This window comes from Cytobacillus sp. FSL K6-0129 (assembly GCF_038007625.1).
GTDB lineage: Bacteria > Bacillota > Bacilli > Bacillales > Cytobacillaceae > Cytobacillus > Cytobacillus kochii.
On the sequence record NZ_JBBOXM010000001.1, the window covers coordinates 2,544,710 to 2,570,975 of the forward strand.

General features: G+C 38.2%; 28 protein-coding genes. 11 read left to right on the top strand and 17 right to left on the bottom strand.

The annotated features are described in order from the left end of the window. Positions 1-5 precede the first annotated feature (5 nt). A complete protein-coding gene (gene chrA, locus MHI57_RS12735; RefSeq protein ID WP_340976641.1) occupies positions 6-1,181 on the top strand; it encodes a chromate efflux transporter in 1,176 nt (391 codons plus the stop codon). A 37-nt stretch (positions 1,182-1,218) separates the two neighbouring features. Here the strand turns inward: chrA and MHI57_RS12740 are convergent, their stop codons facing one another. The 7 genes from MHI57_RS12740 to MHI57_RS12770 all read right to left on the bottom strand — a co-directional run bounded on the left by MHI57_RS12740 (position 1,219) and on the right by MHI57_RS12770 (position 4,333). Continuing rightward, positions 1,219-1,452 (bottom strand): hypothetical protein, encoded by a 234-nt coding sequence (locus MHI57_RS12740; protein ID WP_095371716.1) that lies wholly within the window; start codon positions 1,450-1,452, stop codon positions 1,219-1,221. A 171-nt stretch (positions 1,453-1,623) separates the two neighbouring features. Then, positions 1,624-1,956, bottom strand: a complete 333-nt coding sequence (locus MHI57_RS12745) for a YxiJ family protein (RefSeq protein WP_340976643.1) — start codon at positions 1,954-1,956, stop codon at positions 1,624-1,626. A gap of 107 nt (positions 1,957-2,063) precedes the next feature. Further along, complete coding sequence (locus MHI57_RS12750; protein WP_307316069.1) at positions 2,064-2,240, bottom strand: DUF6366 family protein; 177 nt, start codon at positions 2,238-2,240, stop codon at positions 2,064-2,066. Between the two features lie 79 nt (positions 2,241-2,319). Then, positions 2,320-2,769, bottom strand: coding sequence for an inner membrane protein YiaA (yiaA, locus tag MHI57_RS12755; protein WP_412728603.1), 450 nt, complete (start codon positions 2,767-2,769; stop codon positions 2,320-2,322). Positions 2,770-2,807: 38 nt separating this feature from the next. After that, positions 2,808-3,095 (bottom strand): hypothetical protein, encoded by a 288-nt coding sequence (locus MHI57_RS12760; RefSeq protein WP_307316074.1) that lies wholly within the window; start codon positions 3,093-3,095, stop codon positions 2,808-2,810. Positions 3,096-3,233: 138 nt separating this feature from the next. Continuing rightward, a complete protein-coding gene (locus tag MHI57_RS12765) occupies positions 3,234-4,010 on the bottom strand; it encodes a VanZ family protein (protein ID WP_322909758.1) in 777 nt (258 codons plus the stop codon). Next, a complete protein-coding gene (locus MHI57_RS12770) occupies positions 3,971-4,333 on the bottom strand; it encodes a PadR family transcriptional regulator (RefSeq protein ID WP_307316080.1) in 363 nt (120 codons plus the stop codon). Before MHI57_RS12770 ends, MHI57_RS12765 begins: the two co-directional genes overlap by 40 nt. 221 nt (positions 4,334-4,554) lie before the next feature. On the opposite strand from MHI57_RS12770, the gene MHI57_RS12775 reads away from it, so the two are divergent. The 4 genes from MHI57_RS12775 to MHI57_RS12790 all read left to right on the top strand — a co-directional run bounded on the left by MHI57_RS12775 (position 4,555) and on the right by MHI57_RS12790 (position 6,866). Continuing rightward, positions 4,555-4,803: a hypothetical protein gene (locus tag MHI57_RS12775; protein WP_289434757.1), complete on the top strand. Its 249-nt coding sequence runs from the start codon at positions 4,555-4,557 to the stop codon at positions 4,801-4,803. Further along, complete coding sequence (locus tag MHI57_RS12780) at positions 4,794-4,949, top strand: hypothetical protein (RefSeq protein ID WP_180316918.1); 156 nt, start codon at positions 4,794-4,796, stop codon at positions 4,947-4,949. The genes MHI57_RS12775 and MHI57_RS12780 overlap by 10 nt, the downstream gene beginning before the upstream one ends. Positions 4,950-4,976: 27 nt before the next feature. Continuing rightward, complete coding sequence (locus tag MHI57_RS12785; protein ID WP_340976652.1) at positions 4,977-5,507, top strand: ClbS/DfsB family four-helix bundle protein; 531 nt, start codon at positions 4,977-4,979, stop codon at positions 5,505-5,507. A 693-nt stretch (positions 5,508-6,200) separates the two neighbouring features. Continuing rightward, positions 6,201-6,866, top strand: a complete 666-nt coding sequence (locus MHI57_RS12790) for a DNA alkylation repair protein (protein WP_340976654.1) — start codon at positions 6,201-6,203, stop codon at positions 6,864-6,866. 252 nt (positions 6,867-7,118) lie between these two features. Here the strand turns inward: MHI57_RS12790 and MHI57_RS12795 are convergent, their stop codons facing one another. From MHI57_RS12795 to MHI57_RS12805, 3 genes are read right to left on the bottom strand one after another with little or no spacing between them, the layout of a single operon-like run. Then, a complete protein-coding gene (locus MHI57_RS12795) occupies positions 7,119-8,918 on the bottom strand; it encodes an ABC transporter substrate-binding protein (protein ID WP_340976655.1) in 1,800 nt (599 codons plus the stop codon). Positions 8,919-8,948: 30 nt separating this feature from the next. After that, complete coding sequence (locus tag MHI57_RS12800; RefSeq protein ID WP_095371708.1) at positions 8,949-10,448, bottom strand: ABC transporter permease; 1,500 nt, start codon at positions 10,446-10,448, stop codon at positions 8,949-8,951. A 13-nt stretch (positions 10,449-10,461) separates the two neighbouring features. Further along, positions 10,462-11,922, bottom strand: a complete 1,461-nt coding sequence (locus tag MHI57_RS12805) for an ABC transporter permease subunit (protein WP_340976659.1) — start codon at positions 11,920-11,922, stop codon at positions 10,462-10,464. 120 nt (positions 11,923-12,042) lie between these two features. On the opposite strand from MHI57_RS12805, the gene MHI57_RS12810 reads away from it, so the two are divergent. After that, positions 12,043-13,800: an ABC transporter ATP-binding protein gene (locus tag MHI57_RS12810; protein ID WP_340976661.1), complete on the top strand. Its 1,758-nt coding sequence runs from the start codon at positions 12,043-12,045 to the stop codon at positions 13,798-13,800. A 46-nt stretch (positions 13,801-13,846) separates the two neighbouring features. Here the strand turns inward: MHI57_RS12810 and MHI57_RS12815 are convergent, their stop codons facing one another. Then, a complete protein-coding gene (locus MHI57_RS12815) occupies positions 13,847-15,157 on the bottom strand; it encodes a short-chain fatty acid transporter (protein ID WP_445293202.1) in 1,311 nt (436 codons plus the stop codon). A gap of 240 nt (positions 15,158-15,397) precedes the next feature. Here MHI57_RS12815 and MHI57_RS12820 point away from each other — a divergent pair, with 240 nt between their 5' ends. After that, complete coding sequence (locus tag MHI57_RS12820; protein ID WP_340978608.1) at positions 15,398-16,315, top strand: nuclease-related domain-containing protein; 918 nt, start codon at positions 15,398-15,400, stop codon at positions 16,313-16,315. A gap of 277 nt (positions 16,316-16,592) precedes the next feature. Here the strand turns inward: MHI57_RS12820 and MHI57_RS12825 are convergent, their stop codons facing one another. The 5 genes from MHI57_RS12825 to hpaI all read right to left on the bottom strand — a co-directional run bounded on the left by MHI57_RS12825 (position 16,593) and on the right by hpaI (position 22,411). Continuing rightward, positions 16,593-17,318: a hypothetical protein gene (locus MHI57_RS12825; RefSeq protein ID WP_340976662.1), complete on the bottom strand. Its 726-nt coding sequence runs from the start codon at positions 17,316-17,318 to the stop codon at positions 16,593-16,595. Between the two features lie 127 nt (positions 17,319-17,445). Continuing rightward, positions 17,446-18,435, bottom strand: a complete 990-nt coding sequence (hpaD, locus tag MHI57_RS12830) for a 3,4-dihydroxyphenylacetate 2,3-dioxygenase (RefSeq protein WP_340976664.1) — start codon at positions 18,433-18,435, stop codon at positions 17,446-17,448. A gap of 13 nt (positions 18,436-18,448) precedes the next feature. Then, positions 18,449-19,921 (bottom strand): 4-hydroxyphenylacetate 3-monooxygenase, oxygenase component, encoded by a 1,473-nt coding sequence (hpaB, locus tag MHI57_RS12835; RefSeq protein ID WP_340976666.1) that lies wholly within the window; start codon positions 19,919-19,921, stop codon positions 18,449-18,451. Positions 19,922-19,933: 12 nt separating this feature from the next. Next, positions 19,934-21,454, bottom strand: a complete 1,521-nt coding sequence (gene hpaE, locus MHI57_RS12840) for a 5-carboxymethyl-2-hydroxymuconate semialdehyde dehydrogenase (protein ID WP_340976668.1) — start codon at positions 21,452-21,454, stop codon at positions 19,934-19,936. 27 nt (positions 21,455-21,481) lie between these two features. Further along, entirely contained in the window at positions 21,482-22,411 is a 930-nt protein-coding gene (gene hpaI / locus MHI57_RS12845) for a 2,4-dihydroxyhept-2-ene-1,7-dioic acid aldolase (RefSeq protein WP_307316121.1), read from the bottom strand. 156 nt (positions 22,412-22,567) lie between these two features. On the opposite strand from hpaI, the gene MHI57_RS12850 reads away from it, so the two are divergent. From MHI57_RS12850 to MHI57_RS12865, 4 genes are all read left to right on the top strand, one after another. Then, entirely contained in the window at positions 22,568-23,455 is an 888-nt protein-coding gene (locus MHI57_RS12850) for a LysR family transcriptional regulator (RefSeq protein WP_340976671.1), read from the top strand. A gap of 244 nt (positions 23,456-23,699) precedes the next feature. Continuing rightward, complete coding sequence (locus tag MHI57_RS12855; protein WP_370873344.1) at positions 23,700-24,491, top strand: fumarylacetoacetate hydrolase family protein; 792 nt, start codon at positions 23,700-23,702, stop codon at positions 24,489-24,491. Continuing rightward, positions 24,488-25,240: a fumarylacetoacetate hydrolase family protein gene (locus MHI57_RS12860; RefSeq protein ID WP_307316127.1), complete on the top strand. Its 753-nt coding sequence runs from the start codon at positions 24,488-24,490 to the stop codon at positions 25,238-25,240. Before MHI57_RS12855 ends, MHI57_RS12860 begins: the two co-directional genes overlap by 4 nt. Before the next feature lie 13 nt (positions 25,241-25,253). Beyond that, a complete protein-coding gene (locus tag MHI57_RS12865; protein ID WP_322909769.1) occupies positions 25,254-25,649 on the top strand; it encodes a 5-carboxymethyl-2-hydroxymuconate Delta-isomerase in 396 nt (131 codons plus the stop codon). 142 nt (positions 25,650-25,791) lie between these two features. On the opposite strand, the gene MHI57_RS12870 is transcribed toward MHI57_RS12865, so the two are convergent. Further along, the gene (locus MHI57_RS12870) at positions 25,792-26,241 is read right to left on the bottom strand and encodes a GNAT family N-acetyltransferase (RefSeq protein WP_340976674.1); all 450 of its coding nucleotides are present in this window, start codon (positions 26,239-26,241) and stop codon (positions 25,792-25,794) included. Positions 26,242-26,266 lie beyond the last annotated feature (25 nt).

The window sequence follows — 26,266 nt, forward strand, 5'->3', positions numbered from 1 at the left end:
CCTGCATGCAATACTTTAAAAAACTACTTGAGATTTTCATTGTATCAACAAGACTTGGTTTCACTTCTTTTGGAGGACCAGTCGCACATTTAGGTTATTTTCATCAGGAATATGTTCGAAAAAGAAAATGGATGGACGAAAAAAGTTATGCTGATCTCGTAGCATTAAGTCAATTTCTACCTGGCCCTGCAAGCAGTCAAGTCGGAATTGGCATTGGTGTCATGAGAGGTGGCGTTTTAGGTGGGATTGTATCTTTTATTGGCTTTACAATGCCCTCAGTCATTGCTCTTATTTTATTCGCTTACTTTGCTCAACAGCTTGGTCTAGTGGAATTTGGCATCATCCAAGGGTTGAAAATAGTTGCTGTAGTCATTGTTGCTCATGCCATTTTAGGGATGGCTAAGAGTTTAACCCCTGACTTGACTAGAAAATCAATCGCTTTATTCGCGCTTTTAATCACCTTACTTATTCCACATAACCTATCGCAGATTGGGGTCATTCTGGTAGCTGGATTGCTTGGTTATTTTATGTTTAGTAAAAAAGAGGAGCATGACGGTTTATCATTACAAGTACCATTATCAAAGAAAGTAGGATTGGTTTGTTTAAGTTTATTTTTCGGGCTTTTAACCATCCTTCCGATTTTAAACAGTATAATTTCAAGTACTTGGCTAAGTATGGTTGACAGTTTCTACCGGGCTGGGGCATTGGTATTTGGAGGAGGACATGTAGTTCTTCCCTTATTAGAAAGAGAATTTGTTCCTACTGGATTCATTAGTGAGGAAGCCTTTTTATCTGGTTATGCCGCTGCGCAGGCTGTGCCTGGTCCACTATTTACCTTCGCAGCATTTATTGGCGCTGATATGAATGGTTGGTTAGGAGGCATGATTGCAACATTTTCTATCTTTTTACCTGCCATACTACTTATCTTTGGTGTCTTACCTTTTTGGCATGCATTAAGGAAGAATCATCACATAAGAGGAGCATTTATTGCCATTAACGCTGCTGTTGTTGGAATACTAATATCAGCCTTTTATATGCCCATATGGACGAGTGCTATTATTACGCCATTAGATTTTTCCTTAGCAGCTATATTATTCTTTATGTTGGTTTATTGGAAACTCCCCCCGTGGCTCATTGTTTTAGCTGGCGCAATAGGGGGAGTATTGATAGAAATGACTTGAACACCTTTAAGCCGTTATTATAAAATAACGGTTTACTTTATTTTTGCTTCATCTTCAATTGATTTTCTAGCTCCGTTACACGATGCTCTAGTTTCTGCCTTTCATCAAGCTCCATTCTTAATTTCTCCTCCATCAATTCTCCGTTTTTTAAATACCTTTTTATGACCTTACTCGCTGCTACAAATACAATGATCAGTAAGGTAGGAATGATAAGAACAAATGTCAATATTATGATTCCATTCACCAATGAAAACATATCCCCAAACCCCATGGCTTCTACTCCCAACTAAATGAAAATCTTATTGCTTAATTAGTATATAGGACACATTTTCCTATAGCCACTCTTTATTTTCCACAAATATGTTATTAATATATAAGAAACAACTAATAGCATAAACTGAAACTTCAGCTAATAAAAATTTGTTACCATATTCATTAACTTCTATTCCACCAAATACGTTAACAGTAACACACGTACCTCATCGTACAGCATATATTCATCTAAAAAATGAGGATAATCTCTCATTACCCGTTTTAAAAACTCATATGTAGGGAACTGCTCAAAAAAGTCGGATGTCAATAATGATACTTGCCTTTGTGAAAGCTGATCTTGGCGGTTATTGGCAACGTAACTTAGACTACCTGCTATATTCATCCAGTATGTATGTAAATCTACAGATAAATCCTCTAATGGATACGAATCACTAAAATCATGATAGATCTTTGTTAAGTCTTCAAATGGCATGGGATGATATAGATTTTCCCTTTTTTCCATTAACTGTTCGAATATTGTTTGTTTATTGATATACCCACCACCGATTAGACGCTATTTGTTAAAACAGGGATAATAAAGGTTTCTATCGAGAGCTACTTTTCCCAGTATCAAAAGAACCACTGATAAAAGAAAAAACCCCCAATAACAATGATTATGAGTAACAATACATCTTTCCAACCCATCCCACTTACATCAGGGGACGGACTCTGACTTTTATTGATGCTATCATTTAGCGTAACTGTGGGTTGGTTCTCTTCCTTTTTCTTTCTATCTTCTGATGGCATTCATACACCCCTTTTTGTTTCGGACTGTAGGGAAAAGCAATAGATAGCTATATTTACTGCATTTTCCCTTTTTCCTCTATTATTCTCGATCCCTTGCAGCTTGTGTATCACGAATATTCTTTTGCACTGCGACACTTGCAAATAAGCTAAGGACAAAAGCCATCGCATAAAATCCCTTTTCACTTAGAATAATACTACCAGCGTTATATAACCCAATGGCCATTAATGAAACGGCGACAATTAAAGCGAACCAACTGATCCCGTAATAAATACCCGTCACAGAAATACCATCTTCCTTGTCTCTTACCGCCTTTTGTAAAGAAACAGCGGCATACAATCCAAATATTAGAACAGCAAAATAATAGCCCTTCTCATTGAGTTCCATTGCAGCATTAAATAGACCAATTATATAAGCAGTCACACCTACTAATAGGGCTGCCCATGAAGCACCTTTAAAAGCTGCTGATGGTTCCCCTTCTTTTCTTTCTTCTTTCCCTTTATTACTAGTCTTTTTCGCCTTTTCTACCATCAACTCTTCATCACTCGACAATATAACCTCCACCTTTCTTAACTCCACCACATGGCTAACACAAAAGTTGACCAGCTTGACATGATGAAGCTTATAATAACTACCACTCCAAGAATCTCCAAGTATTTTACCTTCATTTTATGTTTAATTACTCTGTAAAATGTTATCGCAATCGCTAGCATATAAAATAAATAACTGCTTATCGTTACGATTGCTAAAAAAGTGAGTGGATAAACATTAGGCAAAATGGCATGAAGGGAATAAGCAAAATCTTGACCAAAAATGGCCAATACCGAGCCAAGAAGTAAACAAATGATCACAATCATCTTATACCTCATTTTGTTTAATTTAGTGTAATTATACACTTTTCAAGCTCGTTTAGAAACGTTTATTTATGAAAAATCTAATTTTTGAGAATAAATACCTAAAAAGAGTTGGTTCGTAAACTCGAACCAACTCTTCTTTTATCCTTTATTCAGTTTTAAATTAGCTTCCTTTATGAACAAATTCACCTTAAAGATCGTTTTAAACATCAAGTAACCTACCATTGCACCCATCGTATTGAGGATAATATCATCAATATCAAACTGGCCGACCTGCAAGAAAAACTGTAGAAGCTCAATAGAAAAACTCGCAGTAATGGCCGTGATGGTTACGACTGAAAAAAGACGACAATGTTTAAAAAGCACCGGGAGCAATAATCCTAATGGCAGAAAAATAAGGATATTTCCAATTGTGTTAGTGATAATAATATCCAAATTAAAGCGATCAGCACCTAAAAGATAGGTGATTGTCGTTTTAAAAGGAATAATATTTACATTCATGCCCCATTCAGATAAATTAAAGTTAAAAAAGCTCATTTGTGCTTCTCTTGAGAAAAAATAAAAATTATCTACATAACCATTAGCGTAATTCATTACTCTCTCCAAGAGCCGACCGATAATTAACTGCCATAAGACGACTAGCGTAAACAATGAAAACAGCAACCAGCTACTCACTTTATAGAGCCGATAGAATGGGAAGATAGATTGATTATAACCATGTGCAATACTTTTCTGATTGCCAAAATCAGCTAGAGCCAACTGTACGGCCTCTTTTTCACTCTTGCCATTTTGCCTATGTTCTTGTTTCAGTAAAAAAATATGGTCTTTCATTTCATCAATGATCTCTTGTTTTTCAACATGATCACAATCAATTGTATTTACAATTTGGTTGATATAGGATTCAATCTCTTTGTCCACTTGAGCCCCTCCGTTGTTACGTTAATCAAATCATTTACTTTTTGCCACTCGCCTAGTTTCCTACTTAATTCTGTTTTTCCCCCGTTTGTTAATTGATAATACTTCCTTCGACCACCAAGCTGTGAATCTTCCCAATACGCTTCAATCCAGCCATTCTTCTCCAGCCTCTTTAAAGCCGGATACAATGTCCCTTCACTCATGTTATACAACTCATGACTGTTTTCCTTTAAGCTCTTCACCATCTCATATCCGTACATATTTTTTTTAGATAATAATGAAAGCAATAAAATATCAATACTACCCTTCATGATTTCTTTGTCCATTCTGTTTCTCCTTTATTTGGAAAGTCGCTAAATATATTGTAATACGATGTACATCGTATTACAAGGTAATTTGTACAATTATTGACTTCATGGACTGAACATACACATTTTTTCAAACTTTAAAAACATTATCATGTAAAACAAGGAAATATTTGTTATTATTTTTGTAGTAGAAGAATCTTTTTTCTGCCTTAATAAGAATTTAAGAATGGAGAGAAAGTATGCTTAAAATTCTACAAATGATCTTATCTATTCTCGCTTTAATTACCATTACATATATTTTCATAACGGAAGATTTCACATTGCAGCCATTGTCGTTACTGCTATTAGGGTTGATGTTACTTATTATGACTATTACTCTATTTCAACAAGGTCATAAAGGGATCGCTTTATTTTGCGCCATTGTGATGTTCATATATATGATTGTTTTCATACAAAATATCGTTTATAGGGGTATACTATGGAATTAATATACGTTTTTATTATTTTTCTTATTCTATTTCTCATTAGTGCTGTGCTTAATATTCTGTTGAAAATGACAAGAAAAAGAGACTGGCTGATTACTTTATTTATTAGTGTTTTTTTAAGCATTATTATTTACGGGGTGCAACAATAGATTTGAAAATGGAGGGATATGGCCGAAATGGATGATACAAAGGAACGCCTCATACAGGAAAGTGAACAACATTTCCACTCATTAATGAAACTGATTGAATCTGTTCCTGTAAGAAAAAGAAGCCTTTCTATCGAGACAGCTGAGCGGGATAAAAATTTTCGTGATATTCTTATGCACCTATATGAATGGCATGCGATGTTGGAACGCTGGTATAGAGAAGGCATGGCCGGAGATACACCATCCATGCCGGCACCCGGGTATAAGTGGCGAGATATTCAACCGCTTAATCAACAAATTTGGGAAAACTACCAAGATATGAAACTCAACCAAGCAATCATGAAATGTAAATTAAGCCATGAGCGAATCATGAACATTATCAGGACCCATACCACTGAAGAAATCATAACCAAAAAGCATTACAAATGGACAAAAACAAGCAATCTATATAGCTATTTTGCTGCGAATACATCCAAGCACTACTTGTGGGCAATGGGGAAATGCGAAAAGATTATTGTTGAAATCAATGCAATGAATTTGGTTAGTGATAGGAACAAATAGTTTTGGAGGCGGATAACTCTGAGTATCCCCGCTTGCGGTTCTTGTTTCTTTCTCGGATTCAGGGATTGCTTGTGAATTGCTCTCATCTCCACTTTTTGATAGACAATGTTGATTTCCTAAGTTAGAAGTACTGTTCTTCTTCTCCATCAACGAGACCATAACTTCAAAAAAAGTACCCTATAGGTAGACTTTTACCTATAGGGGGGTACATTCTTAGCCGTAAACGGTTTTTATTTAATTAGCTATTGTTTCTGTTATGACCCACTATTACTGTTGATTAAGGTCCTCTAAGGATGTGAAATAATATTATTTTATACAATTAGTTTATTTCAAAATTCCTTTACACTCATAAAAGGGACGCCTTCTCAATGTCAGGGGATTGAAATGATGAGTATGGCGGCAAACTAAATAAAAGTGAGCTTACTTAATAAATTATTTTGTGAATAGATGTTCTTAAACAAACGAGGCATTTCTTTAAAAAGAGATGCTCTTTTCGTATCCAATTAAAAGGAATTGATTGTTTGTATTATATTAGAGATGGTTTTTCTTCTATTATATGTAGAGAAAGCTTTAATACGATATATGCTACACTATAAATACGAGGAACTTTGGAGGCACACCACCACGGATTAAAATTATATAGACCATCAAGGACATATTGTGAAACAGTGCTTTTAAAAGGAGTTGGATAGTATGGATAAAAACAAAGATACAGAAATAAAGCAATCTTCAAAAGCAGAACACATTCTACTTCAGATCAATAGTAAAACGAAACTAGGCGACTTACGAAAGATCGCGAAGGATATTAAAAAAGATCACGAACTAGCTATGGAACTTTGGTCAACTGAAGAGTTTTTGCCTAGACTATTAGCAATCTTAATTATGGACAAAAAACTTCTTTCTCAAGATGTGCTAAATAAGCTTGATAAGGATATGCAGACTCACACTTTTGATGAGCGAAATAACTTAATGGATTGGTTAATGGCTAATCAGCTCACCAAAGACAAGAAGAAAATTGCATTGATGGAGTCATGGAAAAATAGTCCTTTTGCTCTTCAAAGGCGAGCTTTCTGGTATTATCAAGGGCGATTGAGATGGACTGGACAAACACCGCCTGATAACACCGCAGACTTGCTATCTGCATTAGAAGCTAATATTATGCAGGAGGAACCGGAAGTTCAATGGGCTATGAATTTCACCGCAGGCTGGATAGGCGTTTATGATGAAAAGAATCGTACACGTTGTATGAACCTTGGTGAGAAAACCGGTCTTTACAAAGATGAAAAGGTAGCAAAAGGTTGTACTCCCAGCTATTTGCCACTGTTCATTGCGATTGAAGTTGACAAACGAAAAAAATAATTAGTTACCACAGGGTTCATGCATTTGTGAACGTTGGAATACGAATTTGTTGCTTCAATATTAAATTACTTTATTATCAAGTAACCAATCAGTATTTTATATCGAAAGCAATGATTACTCTTGCTAGCGCGATATGTCACACTGAAATTTGTTCTCCTCCTTTTACTGACCCCATCACACATCTAGAACGATAGCTCCATACAAAAAAACCCCCCACAAATTCCTGTGAGGGGTATCTTTCATTTCTATCCATTATTCAGCTTGATACTTACCTAAGAATTCCTTCACTTTATCAGCATCGGCTTTTAGCTCATTGCCAGTATCTACTAGTGGACTTACTGTAGATGAGGCTTTGATTTTATTACCTTGGTAGTAGTCAATGATTTCCTCTTGGTTGATAGAGTAAAGTACGGCTCTTCTTAGATCGGCACTTTCAGAAACGGCACGACCTTCTGTATTGAATAGAAGGTATGATACAGCATTACTTGGAATGCTTTGTAATTGTAGTTTGCTATCGCCTTCTACTGTCTCATATTTATTTTCTGGTACGCTGTATTGGATATGTGTTTCTCCGTTACGTAAGGCAGAAAGTGAGCTATCAATATCGGCAATGAAACGAACATTTACTTGATTAATATTTGGTTCATTTTCAGTATCCGTCATATAACCTGGGTTTTTGTAGAATACAGCTTCATAATCATTTTTATGAGATAAGACGTATGGTCCACTTGCATATAACGTATTGTCATAGCTATCACCTTCAGTTACTGTGTTTTGGTCACCATAAGCGATGTCCTTGTTCACATCAAAGTCTTCCACTTTATATGTGTTGATTGATTCGACTTGTTCTTTTGATACAATACCTGCAGATTGGTGCGCAAGGTAGTTTAATACTTGTGGGAATGGTTCTGTAGTTGTTACTTTCACCACTTGGTATTTACCTGCTGCGTTATCTGCTGCATCATCTTCAGCAACTAACTCGGCAATCTTTGTATCTAATCCTTCTTCAAGTGCTGCTTTAACCGTTCCCTCGCCACCTGAAGTTTGTACTTTCTCTAATTCTGAAACATCTGTCACAACTTCAGCTGTCTCAATATGCTCATGTAAGCTATATGTGCGGTGATCTGGTACAGAATTTTTATCCTTCGCACGTTCTAGTGAGAAGACAACATCCTCTGCACCAACAAGGTCATCTGTTTCTTCTGCTTTTTTATCAGTAACTTTGGCAAAATTAACGTCATCTCTTAATAAGAAATAATACTCAGAATTGCCATCTGCAATACTAAAATTACGAGATAGGGAACCATCAGCCGTCACAACATCATCATCTGTTAAGTTTACAAGGCGAATATACATATTCGAATTCAACATATTAATAGAACCATCGTTCCCTTTAATTGGGTCAAGGGAAGTCAGTGTTGAAAGTGTTTGCGATAATACGAGTGGATCTGATTCTCTCTTCGCTTCATCTTGGAAATCAATCGTTTCCCATGCTAAAGAGCGCGATTTAGAAAGGCGAACAGAATCTGGTACTAACACATCTTTATTCAATGCTTGTGTTTTGTAAGAGCTATATAATGGTGCAATATAAGCTTTATCAAATACAAGTTTTTCCTCAAATTCCTTATATGTTTTTGCGTATTCTTCTGGTGTTTCAGTACTTGCTTTATCTATTAACTCATCAATCTCTTTATCAGCCATAATGCTGTAATCTCCACCGCTAATAAACAATGAACGCACAGCGTAATCTGGGTTTCCTGTTACAGTCGTCCAACTTGATAAAGCAACATCATAGTTTCCTGCATCTTGTTGTGCTTTAAAGCTACCATAGTCAGGTTGGATGTTTAATTTTACATCAAAACCGTTTTTCGTTAATTGGTCACGAACAATGTTCATGTCCTCTTCACTACTGCTCATGCCCAGAATCTCTATTGTTGGCTTAGAGCCATCACCACTACCTGAACCTTCATTCTCAACATCAGATTTTGTATTCACACATCCTGTTAGAATCAATGTAAATATTAACAAGAATGATAGTACCGCCTTTTTCATCTGCTTTCCCCCCTGAAAGTCTTTTATTTATTAATCAAGCTTAGGGTCAAGCGCATCACGCAACCCGTCCCCAAGAAAGTTAAACGATAAAACTAATGCAATAATAGCAATACCAGGATAAATCGCTAAGTAGGAATGTGATTCTAGATAAGCACTACCTACTTTTAAGATATTACCCCACTCCGGTATATGCGGCTCAATTCCTAATCCTAAGTAACTTAAACTACTTGTAGCAATTACTGCTCCTCCAATTGTTAACGTTGCCTTTACAATCATTGGTGCCATACTATTTGGGACAATTTGTTTAAAAATAATCGATAGATTACTTGCTCCGAGCGCACGAGCCGACATAACATATTCCATATTGGAAATCATCAGCACATTTGCTCGCATCGTTCTTGCATACGTTGGAATTGAACCAACACTTAAGGCAATCACTAGTGTCGTTGTGCTTGCCCCGAAAGCTGCGATGATGACGATCGCAAGTAAAATACCTGGAATAGCATATAATACATCTAATAATCGCATTAAAATATTATCCGTGCGTTTCCCATAATAACCAGAAATAGCACCTAGAATCCCACCAACCACAAACGGAATGAAGGTCGATAAAACCCCTACAATCAGAGAGATTCTGGCCCCAAAGACAATGCGTGAGAACACATCGCGACCAAAATTATCTGTACCTAAAGGATAGGCAAGACTTGGCATTTGTAATGTAGCACCATAATTATTATCAACAGCCATACCATAATCGAAGGTCCAATAACTGCAAATCGATAAAGAAAAAATAAACAGAATGAAAAATAATCCTAGCATCGCTGTCATATTACTCGCAATTTTCTCCCACATCGCATACCATTTAGCAACAGTAGATGGCGTTTTGCTGAGCACTTCCAATAGCATAAATAAACCTAAGGCAAGGGCAAATAAATTACCGGTTAAAGAAGTAAGTATTAATAGGATTCCTACATACAACTTCCATTTCGATAATTGTCCGTTATCTTTTATTACTAAAAGGAGTACAACCAACTGAAAAACGAAAATGGCCAGTAACAAAAACATACCCATGAGGAATGTATTCGCTACGTAAGGTTTAAACAAGTTTAATGAAGATACCGCAATCACGTAGAATTGCGTCATCAACATAAACATAGTAAATAAGTATTGTGGGGTTTTTTTCTTTTTAATAAGACCAAATGCAAAAGCGGTTGTGAAAATATTACCGACCAATACACTTAATAGTTGGATATAACCCCACATTCTTGTCGACGAGCGTATAACGCCATCTCTTTTCAAATCCCGCTTCACTTGATAAGCAATAAAAGCTTGAATGATAGAGAAAACGGCATAAGCAATAAATAATGAAAAGAAAACTGGCTTGATTGCCCCTGTTGAAAAGTCAATACCTGCAAGCAAAAAGATCAGCGTTAAGGCAATAGAGACAACAAGGGCAAAGTTGGCCTGCGCATATTCAGATGTCGCCTTTAAGGCGAATTTTTTTAACAAGCTATCTTTATGAGTAGACATGCTGCACCTACTTTTAATATTGTTTCATTTTTGAACGAATTCTTGGATCGATAAATGCATATAAAATATCAATCAATAAGTTCACTAATGAGATTGTAATGGCAATGTATACAACACCGCCCATAATAGCGGGAATATCAGGGATAAATTGTTTATCAACAATATAACTTCCAATTCCACTAATATTAAAAACTTTTTCTGTAACAGCAGCTCCACCGAGCATACCGCCAAACATTAAACCAATTACAGTAATAATTGGTATCAAAGCATTTCCAAAAGCATGGCGCCAAAGTATTCGGCGTTCATTAAGACCTTTTGCTCTTGCTGTAATAATATAATCTTCATGGATGACTTCTAGCGTAGATGAGCGAGTCATCCGAGCAATGGAAGCCATTAAACCGGTTCCCAGGACAACCGCTGGCATGATAATCGAAAGCAAATTACCCGGTGTAAAAGTAGCCGGCAGCCACTGTAACTCAATCGAAAATGTTAAAATAAAGATTAAACCTTGCCAAAAATTCGGAATCGATAACCCAATTAAAGCTACGAACATAAGCGTATAATCTAAAAAAGTATTTGACCTTGTAGCGGAAATGATTCCAATAGGAATGGCAATAACAATCGCTAAAATTAAGGCAATAAACGTTAGTAATAATGTAATTGGAATTTTTCTAGCGATGGCATCCACTACATTTTCATTTCCGGCAAAAGAAGCACCTAAATCAAATGTGAAAATACCTTGAATTGCTTGCCATAATTGAATCCAATACGGTTGATCTAAACCGTAAATTTGGTTAAATGTCGCGATCTGTTCCTTTGTAGCCGTTACTCCCAAAATATTGGCAGCTGGATCAAACGGTGAAATATACAAAATCGTAAACACAAAAAAAGCGACCCCAACAATAACAAATAGGGTGGAAACAAGCCTTTCAAAGATATACTTGATATACGGATTCATATACAAGAAAAGGAGGATATAGAACAATAATCCAGGTATGAACGTTAGAACAACAAATATTGGATGTTCTAATAATGATCGCATGATACTTGCAAAAGTTAATTGATCTTCTCCTCGCTGTGCTAATTCCTCCTGAACTTTATCCTCTACTACCTGAAGAAACTCATCTTCTGCTCTCTTTTCAGCCACTTGTTTCATTTTCAACTCATCTATCTTTTGCTGAAAGAACGTTTGCTTTCGCCTTTGCTGTTCTATATGCTTCGTAATTAATTTTTCCTTTAAACCGGCTTCTGTGCATGCTTGATGGAGCTCACGCCATAACCGCTGATAAGCGTCATCTTTTCTCTTTATTAGGTAAATAATGAAGCTAATCACATAAACTGGTAATCCTATAATCAACATCACCCATTTTAAAAATGGGTATTGGTTCATTTTCCCAAAGGTTTGACTGAGTGTCGAAAGCACATTAGGAACGCTAGATGAATGTCTCTGTGGCGCATTATTGACTGTATTCATTCATCCGTTCACCCCCTTTAGTCCCGATAATTCCTAGTTGTATACTATATTTTAATTCTAGTATAATATGACTGTCAATATTGTTCGAGAGTAAACATCAAAGTTTGGTAGGTGGAGAATGTGGAACCGTTATTAAAAATAGAAAATTTACAAGTATCCTTTATGTCTCGAGAGAAGGAATTTGAAGCTGTCAAAGGTGTCAGCTTTACTGTCAATAAAGGAGAAACATTAGGCATTGTCGGTGAATCAGGCAGTGGCAAGAGTGTCACTGCCCGCTCGATTATGAGACTGCTCCCGTCTCCTCCTTCCCTTTTAAAAGACGGCGAGATTATGTTTCTCGGTAAAGATCTGGTCAATGCAAGTGATCAAGAAATGGAAGCAATTAGAGGGAAAGATATTAGCATGATCTTCCAAGATCCAATGACCTCGTTGAATCCGACGATGCGTATTGGTCAACAATTAACTGAAACGATGCTAAAACATACAAAAGGACTAGGTAAAACACAAGCAAAGGCTGAAGCCATTGAGCTTTTAAGATTAGTAGGGATTCCAAAGCCAGAAGTTCGTTTTGCCCAATACCCACATGAGTTTTCTGGCGGGATGCGGCAACGGGCAATGATTGCTATCGCTCTTGCTTGTCGTCCTAAGCTACTCATCGCTGACGAACCAACAACAGCACTTGATGTAACCATACAAGCGCAAATACTGAACCTAATGAAGCATATGCAAGAAAAATTTGGTACTGCGATTATTTTAATCACCCATGACCTTGGCGTTGTTGCTGGCATGTGTGACCGTGTTGTCGTAATGAAGGACGGGGAAATCGTTGAAAAAGGCACAACCGAAGAAATCTTTGAGCATGCCACTCACCCTTATACATTACGATTACTCAACGCTTTACCAAAGCTTCATGAGAAAAAGAAAGCAAAACCAGCACCGCGTATTAGTGAAGAGATCAATGCAAAAGAACCCCTTCTCGAAGTAAAAGCATTGAAACAACACTTCGATTTAGGCAAAGGCCAAGTGTTGAAGGCTGTTGATGATATTAGCTTCTATATTAAACCTGGTGAAACACTTGGTCTTGTCGGAGAGTCTGGTTCAGGAAAGTCCACCACCGGGCGTGCGATTTTAAGATTAAATGAACCAACTGCTGGTGAAGTGTTGTACCAGGGTATTCCTGTGAATCAACTAACAGCAAAGGAAATGAAGATGATGCGCAGACATATGCAAATGATTTTTCAAGATCCTTATGCTTCATTAAATCCGCGCTTTAAAGTAATTGATATCATCGGTCAAGCACTAGATATTCATAAGCTCGTAAAAAATAAGCAAGAACGCCGGAAACGCGTAGAAGAGTTACTAGAAATGGTGGGTTTGGAGAAGGAACATGCAATGCGTTATCCCCATGAATTTTCAGGGGGACAAAGGCAGCGAATTGGGATTGCCCGCGCACTTGCCGTCGAACCAAAATTCATCGTCTGTGATGAACCACTCTCTGCACTAGACGTATCCATCCAAGCGCAAATCGTTAAATTACTTGAAGACTTACAGCAAAAGCTTGGATTGACTTACCTATTTATTGCCCACGACCTCTCCATGGTTAAACATATTAGTGACCTTGTAGCCGTCATGTTCGGGGGAAAAATCGTCGAACTCGCAGAAAGTGAAGAACTCTATGCTAACCCGCAACACCCATATACAAAATCGCTACTCGCTGCCATCCCAATCCCTGACCCAGCGATTGAACGGCAGAAAAAACGCGAAACTTTGTCCGCACAAGAAGAGCGACGTGAGGAATATCAACTCGATAATGCTGAACTTGTGGAAGTAACGCCTGGGCATTGGGTTGCTCAGCCGAAGGTAACAGTGGGTATATAAATGAAAAGCCGGCCATTTTCGGTCGGCTTTTCTTATAGGGGATTCTCTAGTAGACAAAATAGATAAGAATAGTAGTAATCACGCCCACCCAAACACTCAACAAAATACAATAACCCATTATATGGCGAATATGCAGACCAACAACACTTAATATAGGTAGAGCCCAAAAGGGTTGAATGAGATTCGTCCAACCATCTCCCCAACCGACAGCCATTGCAGTGATGGCATGATTTACTCCTAGTTGTGCTCCTGCCGCTACTTGTAATGGACCTTGTAATGCCCATTGTCCCCCACCAGACGGGGCGAGTAGGTTCACCGCGCCTGCAGTCCAATAAGTAAAAACACCAAAAGTATCTGATGTGGCCACATTGGTTATCCAATTGATAATAGACTCGGCTATCCCTGAGCTACCGAGTACCGCAATAATGCCAGCATAGAACGGAAATTGCAAAATAATCGGTGATATCGATGAGGCCGCATCCTTAAACGCTTCTGCATATTGAGTAAGCGACTGATGAAATAATAAACCTAAAGATAGAAACGCAAGATTAATAATATTTAAATCTAAATCTCTACCATTCCAAAATGAAACTAGTAAATAAATGAGTCCAATCAAACCTGTTACCGTCCCCCAAACCTTCGATCGCTCTAACTTCATAGCCGGACTATCTATTTTCTGTTCCTTTTGTCGAGAAGTTACCTTTTTTTCTTTTTCTACAAAAGGAATAATGTCTTTTTTTGGTCCCATTAATATGATGAATAGTGGCATCGTTATCACTAAGGCAATAAGAATCGTCATTGTACCTGGATGAAATATTGTCTCGGAAGTTGGAATGACACCAATAACACTTTGAAGAAAATGACCTTCTGTTGCCACTGATAATCCAATTGAACTCGATAAACCAGCTGTGTACAATACCGTGGGTGCATATGCAGCTGCTACCAGTAATGGAAAATGCGCCTGCTGATTTCTTTTACCAACCTCTCGGGCGATGATTGCACCGACAATGACCGCCAATCCCCAGTTAATATAATAGGCAAATGAGGATACGAGAAAGGTGAGAATATAAGCTTGATTTGCACTTTTGGCTAATGATGCTACACGGCTGAGAAAACGTTGGATAAAAGGGACTTTAGCTAATGCCATTCCCGTCATTAATAATAAAACCATTTGCATAGTAAAGGTTAAATAAGTCCAAAAACCATCACCGAAAGACTCCACAATCACCAATGGCTCACTTGGATTCATGATTAAAGCAAGACCCATCATGAGTAACATCAGAATAACAGCAATGACAAAGGCATCCGGTAAAAATCTCTCAACCATTTTTGAAAAACGGTGTGCTAATCGATTCATTCCCTACCCCCCCTAACATGCTCGTCAGCACTAGGCTGTAGTACATGGTATGAACGAGAGAAAAGGGATATACGCTTTATTTTCCCAAAAAGTTTGTCCAAACTCTATTTGGTTACAAAACTTTAATTATGTAACACACTTAAGAATCTTTTCACATGCTCTAATGTAATAGTTAACATGGCGAACTTTCTCCTTTATAATATAAGAAAAAGTAGGAAAGGATGATTTTGATTGCCCATTATGAAACCTCTATACCCTCCCCAACAACTCCGTTTTCTTCTTGCACTCCATGCTCGAAAGGAATTATCGTCAGACCACCTTCAACACCTACAAGCAATGAAAAAAGGAGCAGATGGTGAAATACGTTGGACAACCCTCTTAAGCGAACTGCCAGATGACATTCCCATTCTTTATGATCTCATTTTAGAGATTAACCAATCCATTATTCAATTGGATGCTCTTTGTATTCTGCAGAATAAAATAGTTATTTTCGAAATTAAAAATTTCAGTGGAAATTATACACTGGTTGGTGACCAATGGCTTAGTCCTTCAAAAAAAGAAATGAAAAGTCCACTCATCCAAATCAAACGAAATGAACCACTCATTCACCAGTTTCTTAAGAGGTACCAGCTCCCCATTCCCTTTGAATACCACCTCATATTCGTTAATCCCAAATTTATTTTATATGGTGCAAAACCAAATGAAAGTATCATTTTTCCTGGACAAATTCCTCCATACCTTGACTCATTAAAAAAACAAACTGTCTCTCCAACATTACTTCACACTAAAATCATCGAGACATTATTAAACAACCACAAAAACAAACTAAACATGCTTGTTAAACCAGAATATCATTATGAAGAATTAGCGAAGGGTGTGTTTTGTAATAAGTGTTGTGGGAGGATGGAGCGAGTGAGTAAAAAAACTTTTTTATGCAAGAAATGCTCCCATTCGGGATTCGTAAATGACATCATCTTAAACAATATTAAAGACTATTCAATCCTATTTCCTGAAAGGAAAATTAAAACATTAGATATATACGATTGGATTGGGAAGCAAGTAAGCACTGCCATAATTCATAGAATTTTGCAGAAAAACTCTAAAAGATTCGGAAATGGCCGAGCAACCTATTACGAACTCATAAATAGCTATTTTTAACCGTACCTCAGGTCATGAAATTCCTTGATTAAACAAGAGACTAAACACTTTTTTGACGATTTGGGGCAAAGCCATAACTAATGACCGAAGAAAGAAAAGTCGTGGCTTTACCTTTTTTTCCCGGCTTATCTTTTCTTTCTCAACTAGATTAGGCGCGATTCTACCTTTGCACTACTTATCTTTTCTTTTCCAACTAGATTAGGCGCAATTTCTCCTTTTGCCCTACTTATCTTTTCTTTCTCAACCAGATTAGGCGCGATTTCTCCCTTTACCCTACTTATTTTTCTTTCTCAACCAGATTAGGCGCGATTTCTCCTTTTTCCCTACTTATCTTTTCTTTTCCTAACAGATTAGGCGCGATTTCACCCTTTCCACTAATTATCTTTTCTTTCTCAACCAGATTAGTCGCGATTTTACTCTTTTCCCTACTTATCTTTTCTTTCACAACGAGATTAATCGCGATTCTTCCCTTTGCCCTACTTATCTTTTCTTTCCCAACGAGATTAGTCGCGATTCTTCCTTTTTCCCTACTTATCTTTTCTTTCACTGCCAGATTAGTCACGATTCTTCCTTTTACTCTACTTATCTTTTCTTTCACAACGAGATTAGTCGCGATTCTTCCTTTTTCCCTACTTATCTTTTCTTTCACTGCCAGATTAGGCGCGATTCTTCCTTTTACCTTACTTATCTTTTCTTTCACAACGAGATTAGTCGCGATTCTTCCTTTTTCCCTACTTATCTTTTCTTTCACAGCCAGATTAGTCGCGATTCTTCCCTTTACCCTACTTATCTTTTCTTTCACAACGAGATTAGTCGCGATTCTTTCTTTTACCCTACTTATCTTTTCTTTCTCATCCAGATTAGTCGCGATTCTTTCTTTTAACCTACTTATCTTTTCCTTCACAACTAGATTAGTCGCGATTCTTCCCTTTACCCTACTTATCTTTTCCTTCCCAACGAGATTAGTCGCGACTCTCTCTTTTCCTCTACTTTTCTTTCCCATCCAGATCAGTCGCGACTATTCCTTTTTTAGATGAAACGACTCGCAGTCATTCTATTTTCAAAAAAATTAGCTTTCTTACTAGAAATAGAGGGAGTGCTTCCAATGAAGACTCACTCCCTCTCTCCCATTACACAATAAATATCGGTTTAGCCTGCTTCAATTTCCCTGCCACAGTTTCAAGTGGTTTGCCAGTGTGTACATCTAGAACGGTTGATGCTTCATTAAACCAACAGTCCGGTGCTGCTGCACCCCAGAATGTTTGGCGGCGTTTGTCGTTGAGCTCCCAACGTATTGGTTTGAAGTCGGGATCGCTCGTTAAATAATCGCCATTATATAGCTCGATACGGTGGCCATCTGGGTCTCTTAAATAGAGGAAAAAGGCATTGGATAAGCCGTGTCTTGCTGGGCCACGTTCAATATTTTCTGCATAACCTAGTGCTGCTAGCACATCACAACCATGAATTAGGCTCATCGGATCACTGAGCCAATAGGCGACGTGATGTACACGAGGGCCTTCCCCATTCATAAAGGCGACATCATGGACGGATGGTTTTCGATGAATCCAGGCTGCCCAGATTTTATCCTCTTCAGTTGCCGTGTATTCTGAACAAGAGAAACCGAGTTCTTTTGTATAAAAATCATAAGCGGCTTCCACATCAGAGACCATATTATTGAAATGGTCAATCCGTTGGGCCTTTGCGCCTTGATATAAATCGTAGCGTTGTAATAGGCGCTCAACTGTATCCATTTTCGCAAAAAATTCTAACGGGATTCCTGAGACATCTTGTACCCGTAAAGCCCTGCCAATGGCATGCTGGCTCCCCTCTTTTAACCACTTTGTCTTCATACCGTGCTTTTCAAACATAGCTGCCAATGCATCTAAATCGGCATCTGACCTTACTTTATAGCTTGTGACTTCAACATGTGGTGCGTCTGCTTTCTTCAACACTAGACTATGATGAACATGTTCCTCTAAGCCTCTTAAATAAATCGTATTTTCATCCGATTCGGTTTCTACTAAACCAAGTCCTTTGATATAAAAATCACGAGATCGTTCTAAATCGGTCACATGTAAAATCGCTCTAGCCGTGCGAATAATATCAAAATCTACACTCATCACGCGCTCCCCCTTAAACGTTTAAAAACTTTGAATTGGACGCTTTGCCTAAAAAGTCTTGTACTCTGGCCTTTAGCTCATCCTTCGCTTGATAATGATCAAAGTAGGTCATCCCCATACGGATAGGATCGCCGAAGAAGTAGTATTCATAATGCATTTGCCTACTGCCAAATGCACTCATCGTGATATCCCAAGCCAACCTAAATAGTTGAACTCTCTCGTAACCTTCTAGATTCTTCCCTTGTAATCCACGGTGAATAATATTACCAATTTCTTCATTTTGAAAATCAGCTTGTGTTGGAATTCCCATTAATCCTGATGCACCTAGTACACGCAGAATTTCTATGAGACGAGGATAAACTCTTGGGTACCAGTTACGTGCAGCATCGAGTGCCTCGTAATCAGGTGTCATGGTCCCCCACTTATCGAGCTTTGCATTATGTTCAGCACGGTACATATGAGATTTCATCGTTTCAAGTGCCAACATGATTTCTGTTCCTTTGTCTTTCACATGTTGGAAACTATCAATACCAATGGCATCCATCATCGACAAAGCTACTCCAAGTAAAAATTCTGTTTTAATGATATTTTTTGAAACGACTTGGTGCGACATATGCACGACCGCATTTGTTTCACGGAAGGTGCGGTTACAAATTGATGAATTCCCGCACACAAATACACGCTCCCACGGAACAAATACATTTTCAAATGAAACAATCGCATCTCCTTCTTCAAAACGGGAGCTAAGTGGATGGTCATAACCATTTCTCCCATAATCGAATGATTCCCTACTAATAAACTTCAATCCTGGGGTATTATTCGGAATGGCGAACGCTAAAGAATACGGATCATCCAATTCACCTGCTTTTTTCACAGTCGATGGAAATACAAGAATTTCATCAGTGATACCGCCTTGCGTTGCTAATAAACGGATACCATCCACATATATCCCTTCATCTGTTTTCTTCACTAAATGGAGGGCGACATTGGCATCCTTCTGTTCATGTTGTGCCTTAGCCCTGTTCACTTGTGGATGAATCAATGTATGTGTCAAACTAATATCATTTTCACTAGCAAATTCGTAATACTTACGTGCGTTTTCTGCGAACATCGGATCTGCTTCAGCAAATAATTCATTTGATACACCCATGGCCATCACTTCTGCATTCAAGTAATCGGGGGAGCGCCCCATCATACCGCCTGATGTAAGGGCCCACTCTTGAATGGCTTCTCGTCTTTTTATTACATCTTCAATCGTTTTTGGTTGCAACCAAGTCATTCCTACTTGTTCACCTGTTGTCGGTGATGTGTAAAGCATTTTTGCCGGTTTCTCAAACTGCAAATCATATAGATCTGCCATTGATTTCACGACACCTTTTAAACCGGGATGTGTTGTTACATCTTGCACTCTTTCGCCGTGCAAATAAATATTATTGCTCGCCTTTTTTAGTCGCTCGATATATTGCTTTCCATTCTTTGCCCCCATCTATTCCCCTCCTTATTTTTTCTTACCGAATTGTGGAATATGGTGATCACTGATGGCGACATGAATGACCTTAGGTTCTGTGTAAAATTCGAAAATGGCATAATGTCCACCTTCTCGTCCGATACCACTCGCCTTCGTTCCACCAAACGGAATTCGTAAATCCCGTGTGTTTTGCGAATTTATCCAAATCATGCCTGCCTCTACAGCTTGGGCCACACGATGACCACGCTTAATATCATTCGTCCAAACGAAGCCAGCTAAGCCATATTTCACGTCGTTTGCCACTTTGATGACCTCTTCTTCTGTTTCAAATTCAATCACAGCCATCACTGGTCCGAAGATTTCTTCCTGGCAAACTTTCATATCATTCGTCGCGTTTAATAATAAAGTTGGTGGAACATAATTACCGGCAGAGAATGCTGCTGGCACATCCCCTTGGAAAACGTCACAGCCTTCTTCTCCCGCGATTTCAATATATTTTTTCACTTTATTATAATGGGCTGTTTCAATCAGCGGGCCAAGTTCAGTGGCCTTATCCATGGGATCACCAACGACGATATTCTTCACCCGCTCTTTAAGTGCTGCAACGAACTTTTCTTTAATATTTTTGTGCAAAAACACGCGGGAGTTCGATGTACAGCGTTCACCGTTAAAGGAGAATATCCCCCAAACAGCTGCATCAAGGGCGCGATCTAAATCGGCATCCTCAAAAACAATCAACGGTGATTTCCCGCCTAATTCCATTGAGGTTTTCTTCAACGTATCGGCAGCATTTTTAATAATGGTCGAGCCAGTCGTTGTTTCACCCGTAAATGAAATCGCTTCCACATCAGGATGACGAACAAGTGCATCTCCGGCTGTTTCCCCGAAACCATGGACAATATTGAATACCCCTTTCGGCAAACCTGCTTTTTGTATCACTTCAGCCAGTTTATTTGCCGTTAAAGGAGATAGCTCCGCAGGTTTAAGGACGACCGTATTCCCTGTCGCTAAAGCAGGGGCCACCTTCCATGTTTCTAACATAAACGGCGCATTCCACGGAGTAATTAACCCCACCACCCCAAGCGGTTTATAGATTGTGTAATTGATAAATTCATCGTCCACTTGATAAGCTTCACCATGCAAGGTCGATTCAACCATTTTCGCGTAAAATCGGAAGTTCATCGCTGCACGTGCCGCTTGTTTTTTCGTTTGACTGATTGGTAACCCTGTATCAATCGCTTCTAATCTCGCAATCTCTTCCGCTTCTTCATCAATAAGGTCAGCGATGCGGTTAATATAAACCATCCGCTCTGAGATTTTCATCGTTTTCCAAATTGTCTCGAAAGCTGTCTTCGCACTCTCAACTGCAACATTAATATCTTCCTTATCGCCTTCAGCTACAAGATTAATTGTTTCATTTGTAAAGGGACTTAGATTGGCAAATGTTTTCTTTGAAACACTATCAACAAATTCACCATTGATAAATAAGGATACATCCTCAACTGCAAAATTTTGCTTTGATTGATTCGTCTCAGTCACATGATTAGTCATATTGTTTCACTCCTTGTTTAAATCACTTTACTTCTGCACGACACTACCAGGAAGGTCCACATAATGTTTTAAGACTTCTGCAATTTCATCTTGTAAGCTCTGCGTAGGTAAATCCATCGGCAGTCTAAGTACCGGCTTAATTTTGCCCATTTGACCAAGTGCTGCTTTTAATGGTGCAGGATTCGTATCTTTGAACAAAACATCATTCAACTGCATGAGTTCGTAATGCAAGTTTTGCGATCGTTCTACATCGCCAGCTTTCCATGCATCATAAATCGCTGCCACCTTATCTGGGACAATATTTGCTGTTGCGCTAATATGCCCTGCGCCACCAATGGCCAGCATCGGATAACATAACAGTTCAATTCCTGAATAGAGTAGGAAGTCACGACCGCAATTTAATAACACACGATTCACATGTTCGAAATCTTTATTTGATTCTTTTACACCAATAATATTTGGACAATCTTTACTTAACTTCGCAAGTGTTTCCACATGCATATTTGTGCCTGTTCGACCTGGGATGTTATAAACGATGAGGGGGAGATCTGGTACAGATTCAGCGACAAGTTTAAAGTGCTTATATAGCGCATGTTGCGAAGGTTTATTATAATAAGGAACGATGATAAGGGCAGCATCTGCACCCATCTCCGCTGCTTTTTTCGTTAAGTACAATGTTTCCTGATGGTTTGTTGAGCCTGTACCTGGTACAAATGGTACTCTTCCGTTAATTGTTTCTTTCGCCACTTCCATCACTTTCAATCGTTCATCGATTGTTAATGAACTTGGTTCTCCAGTTGTTCCTGTAACAGAAATACCATGACTTCCGCTTTCAATATGCCAATGGATGAGCTTTTTAAATGATTCAAAGTCTATCGATTCATCTTCATGAAATGGTGTAATAATCGGTGCGATCGAACCTCTTAATCTTTGTTTTACTTCAGCAAACTTCGTCATTTACAAACACTCCTTCTTTAAAGTTATTTCTGAAATTTTTGAATATTTTTATTGTAAGCTCTTTCATTTGCAGTTTAACATGTGTTAGATTATATAAAAAATATTGTTTTTGTTTGTTTTGGATATAAAAAAAGTATCGTTTCAAGGAGGGACAATATGGACATAAAGCAGCTGCAATACTTTTGTACAATTGTTCAAGAAGGGCAAATCACACGCGCAGCAAAGAAGTTACATATGGCACAACCCCCACTTAGCCACCAACTAAAACAACTAGAAGAAGAACTCGACGTTAAATTATTCGATCGCATTGGTAGGAAGATGGAACTGACCAAATCAGGTAGCGTCCTTTATGATCGTGCCTTGCAAATATTATCTGAGTTAGATGAAGCTAAAAACGAAGTCAAAGAAACAAATGAAGGCGTGAAAGGAAAGCTTTCTATTGGTGCGAGCAAATCTTGTTTCGCCTTTTTACCAGACCGCTTACGGGCGTTTCGTGAAAAATATCCTCTTGTTACCTTTCAGTTAAGAGAAGGCGATACTTACTACATTGGCGAGCTGTTGAAAAATCGCGAAATCGAACTAGCTGTCACTCGCCTTCCGCTAGAGATGGATGATATTGAGATGATTCGCTTTCCGACAGAACCTTACGTACTAGTCATTCCAGAATCATGGCAACAACATATCCACAACAAGACCTCCATCAAAATGATAGATATCAAAAACTTCCCATTACTCTTACTCCATCGCATCAATGGCAAAGGTCAATTCGAAATCGTCACAAGTGAATGCCGTCGTCACGGCTTTGAACCGAAAGTGATTTTGGAATGTCCCGATGCCTCTATGCTTTTATCTCTTGTTACTGCTGGGGTTGGTGCAACAATAGTACCTAAGTCTACATTGCAATCCTATTATGCAGATAAAGCGATTGTCATAGAGCTAGAAGATGCAACCATCCAATCGGAATCGGCCATTATTTGGTTGAAAAATCGTTACCTCTCCAAAAGTGCGAGTCGGATGATAGAGACCTTTCAAACAAACGTTTGATTGAATATTTTCTAACAGCAATTAGAAGAGAACACCTTCTAAAGTGAAGTTTGGTATATTATGTTTTTTTGTATGTCTGACTCGATTCCCTCTCTTACCACTAGATTTGAAGTAATCAAAAGACAAATTTCAGAGATTTCAAATATAAAAGGATAGATTTTACATTTTATTTTACATTATTTGAAATATTTAAAATAATAAATTATGATTTAATCATTATTTTGTTAAAGGAGTGTTGATCACATTGATGAAAGCAATGATGAGATATAATGGACAATTCTTTTTACAAGAGGTTTATGTCGATTCTACTAAACAAGTAATAACCCGAGGAGAAGAGACAACCCCAATTGAACAGCTTGTCGTCCATCCTCCAGTATCTGGAACGATTTACGGAACATTACTTAATTACAAAGGTGAGTTAGAAGCAATTGGTTCAGCTGTTTATGAAAGCCCTTACCAACAACCACCGAAAGCACCCATTCTTTATATCAAACCAGTCAATACAATCAATTACCATCAAGCGAGCATTCCTATGCCAAAAGAAGAAGATACCTTACAAATAGGCGCTGCCCTTGCAGTAGTCATCGGTAAAAAAGCAAGCAAAGTATCAAAAGATGAAGTACAAAATTACATTTTAGGCTACACAATTGCTAATGATGTCAGTATTCCACATAGCAGTGTTTACCGTCCTGCCATCAAAGAAAAAGCGCAAGATGGATTCTGCCCAATCGGTCCATGGATTGTTGATCAAAAAGAGGTGGCGAACCCTGACGACTTAGACATTACCGTCCATATCAACGGAGAGTTAAAGCAACAGCAAACAACTAGAAACTTAATCCGCCCCGTCGCTGAGCTGATCGCAGAGGTTACTTCCTTTATGACCTTATTTGAAGGCGATACATTACTAGTCGGTGTACCAGAAAACCCTCCACTTGCTCGTAATGGGGATATTGTCAGAATAACGATTGCTGGCATCGGCTCACTTGAAAACCAAGTTGTTATCACAAAACAACAAGTAAAGGAGAATACGATATGAAAACCGCACGTGTCGCCTATAAAGGGAATATCCATGAGGCAATAGAATGGTACAGTAAGCTACAATTAGATACGGGCGCCATCGTTTCAGAGGATGATGTTGTTTGGCTCCCTCCAATTGTGCCACAAACGATTTTTGCATTAGGACTCAATTACGCCGATCATGCGGCAGAGCTTTCTTTTAACGCACCGAAAGAGCCCCTCGTTTTTTTAAAAGGACCTAATACACTTATCGGTCACAACGGGGAAACTTTCCGCCCTGCCGATGTTACCTATATGCATTATGAATGTGAATTAGCAGTTGTCATTGGTCAATCTGGTAAAAATATTCAAGAAAAGGATGCTTATAACTATGTCGCTGGATATACTGTGGCCAATGATTACGCCATCCGCGATTATTTGGAAAACTACTATCGCCCGAACCTACGTGTGAAAAATCGTGATACATTGACACCCATCGGCCCCTGGTTTGTCAGTGCAGATGAGATAAAAAATCCAATGAATCTCACTTTACGCACCTATGTAAATGACAGTGTCGTCCAAGAAGGAACAACGAAAGATATGATTTTTAGTATTCCAAAGCTCATCGCCTATTTAAGCAGTTTCATGACACTCAATAAAAACGATATCATTCTCACTGGAACACCAAAAGGTTCAGTCGATACGAAAGTGGGCGACACGGTCATCACTGAAATCGAAGGCATCGGCCGACTCAAGAACACCATTATAAGCGAACCTGTCTATCAGTAAAAGGAGGATTTTCATGCCACATTTCATTATTGAATATACGAGCAACATCAAAAGCGCTGCACATATTCCCGCCTTATTAGAGAAAGCGAACAAAATCCTCATCAGTAAATCGCCTACTTTTCCAATAGGTGGGATCCGTTCAAGGGCCATTGAACTAGAAGACTATTATATTGCAGATGGTCAGGCAGACGATGCCTTCGTTCATGCAACACTCAAAATCGGCTCCGGACGAAGTGAGCAGGTAAAGGCATCTGTATGTGACGAACTCTTTACTATGATGAAGGATCACTTCAAGGAACTATATAATCAACGCTATTTTGCTTTATCAATGGAACTGTATGAATTTAGCGAAGCTGGTACGTATAAGTGGAATAATATTCATGGTCGGTTTAAACAGCAACCGAGATAGGCATTATTATGAGGACAAAGAAAAAATATCAATTAAAACAACAAAATATTTAGTACACCAAAAAGCTTGGATTTCATAGCTTTTTGGTGTCTTTAATAAGTTGTTCTACATTTAAAGCAAAGGGTTTAGATTTTATTTACTCTCATTTAATTGTGTACTTAAATAAGAGTTCCCCATTATTAGGGTCCCTTTCATTCATACATTCGAACCCAATACTTTCGTATAAGCGATAGGCCGCTTTATTTTCATCAATGATACTTAAATATATCACGTTTACCCCATATTCTTTTGACACGATATCAATAAGTTTCTTCATCGCAGTTTTCCCATAGCCTTTGCCTTGATAGTTTTCATCGATCATTATTCTATCAATCCAAGTCTCTTTATTAGGACCAAAAGAACCGTACATAGCAAATCCGATCATTTCTTCATCCAAATATATAGCTACTGGATGCCACTCTCGATGGGCATTCGCTTCATTTAAACATTCATCTACGGTTTCAATGAACTTTTCTTGTCCAGACTTTAATTTTATATTTCTAACGTTGTATTCATTTGTAACATCTATATCTTTAAAATGCAGTTTACTCATGTATAAATTAATCCTCCAACACTTA

Bases quoted from the DNA above. Each gene is read 5' to 3' on its own strand.
- chrA (WP_340976641.1), top strand. From the start codon at position 6: ATGCAATACTTTAAAAAACTACTTGAGATTTTCATTGTATCAACAAGA.
- MHI57_RS12740 (WP_095371716.1), bottom strand. From the start codon at position 1,452: ATGGGGTTTGGGGATATGTTTTCATTGGTGAATGGAATCATAATATTG.
- MHI57_RS12745 (WP_340976643.1), bottom strand. From the start codon at position 1,956: ATGGAAAAAAGGGAAAATCTATATCATCCCATGCCATTTGAAGACTTA.
- MHI57_RS12750 (WP_307316069.1), bottom strand. From the start codon at position 2,240: ATGCCATCAGAAGATAGAAAGAAAAAGGAAGAGAACCAACCCACAGTT.
- yiaA (WP_412728603.1), bottom strand. From the start codon at position 2,769: ATGGTAGAAAAGGCGAAAAAGACTAGTAATAAAGGGAAAGAAGAAAGA.
- MHI57_RS12760 (WP_307316074.1), bottom strand. From the start codon at position 3,095: ATGATTGTGATCATTTGTTTACTTCTTGGCTCGGTATTGGCCATTTTT.
- MHI57_RS12770 (WP_307316080.1), bottom strand. From the start codon at position 4,333: ATGGACAAAGAAATCATGAAGGGTAGTATTGATATTTTATTGCTTTCA.
- MHI57_RS12775 (WP_289434757.1), top strand. From the start codon at position 4,555: ATGCTTAAAATTCTACAAATGATCTTATCTATTCTCGCTTTAATTACC.
- MHI57_RS12780 (WP_180316918.1), top strand. From the start codon at position 4,794: ATGGAATTAATATACGTTTTTATTATTTTTCTTATTCTATTTCTCATT.
- MHI57_RS12785 (WP_340976652.1), top strand. From the start codon at position 4,977: ATGGATGATACAAAGGAACGCCTCATACAGGAAAGTGAACAACATTTC.
- MHI57_RS12790 (WP_340976654.1), top strand. From the start codon at position 6,201: ATGGATAAAAACAAAGATACAGAAATAAAGCAATCTTCAAAAGCAGAA.
- MHI57_RS12795 (WP_340976655.1), bottom strand. From the start codon at position 8,918: ATGAAAAAGGCGGTACTATCATTCTTGTTAATATTTACATTGATTCTA.
- MHI57_RS12800 (WP_095371708.1), bottom strand. From the start codon at position 10,448: ATGTCTACTCATAAAGATAGCTTGTTAAAAAAATTCGCCTTAAAGGCG.
- MHI57_RS12805 (WP_340976659.1), bottom strand. From the start codon at position 11,922: ATGAATACAGTCAATAATGCGCCACAGAGACATTCATCTAGCGTTCCT.
- MHI57_RS12815 (WP_445293202.1), bottom strand. From the start codon at position 15,157: ATGAATCGATTAGCACACCGTTTTTCAAAAATGGTTGAGAGATTTTTA.
- MHI57_RS12820 (WP_340978608.1), top strand. From the start codon at position 15,398: ATGAAACCTCTATACCCTCCCCAACAACTCCGTTTTCTTCTTGCACTC.
- MHI57_RS12825 (WP_340976662.1), bottom strand. From the start codon at position 17,318: ATGGGAAAGAAAAGTAGAGGAAAAGAGAGAGTCGCGACTAATCTCGTT.
- hpaD (WP_340976664.1), bottom strand. From the start codon at position 18,435: ATGAGTGTAGATTTTGATATTATTCGCACGGCTAGAGCGATTTTACAT.
- hpaB (WP_340976666.1), bottom strand. From the start codon at position 19,921: ATGGGGGCAAAGAATGGAAAGCAATATATCGAGCGACTAAAAAAGGCG.
- hpaE (WP_340976668.1), bottom strand. From the start codon at position 21,454: ATGACTAATCATGTGACTGAGACGAATCAATCAAAGCAAAATTTTGCA.
- hpaI (WP_307316121.1), bottom strand. From the start codon at position 22,411: ATGACGAAGTTTGCTGAAGTAAAACAAAGATTAAGAGGTTCGATCGCA.
- MHI57_RS12850 (WP_340976671.1), top strand. From the start codon at position 22,568: ATGGACATAAAGCAGCTGCAATACTTTTGTACAATTGTTCAAGAAGGG.
- MHI57_RS12860 (WP_307316127.1), top strand. From the start codon at position 24,488: ATGAAAACCGCACGTGTCGCCTATAAAGGGAATATCCATGAGGCAATA.
- MHI57_RS12865 (WP_322909769.1), top strand. From the start codon at position 25,254: ATGCCACATTTCATTATTGAATATACGAGCAACATCAAAAGCGCTGCA.
- MHI57_RS12870 (WP_340976674.1), bottom strand. From the start codon at position 26,241: ATGAGTAAACTGCATTTTAAAGATATAGATGTTACAAATGAATACAAC.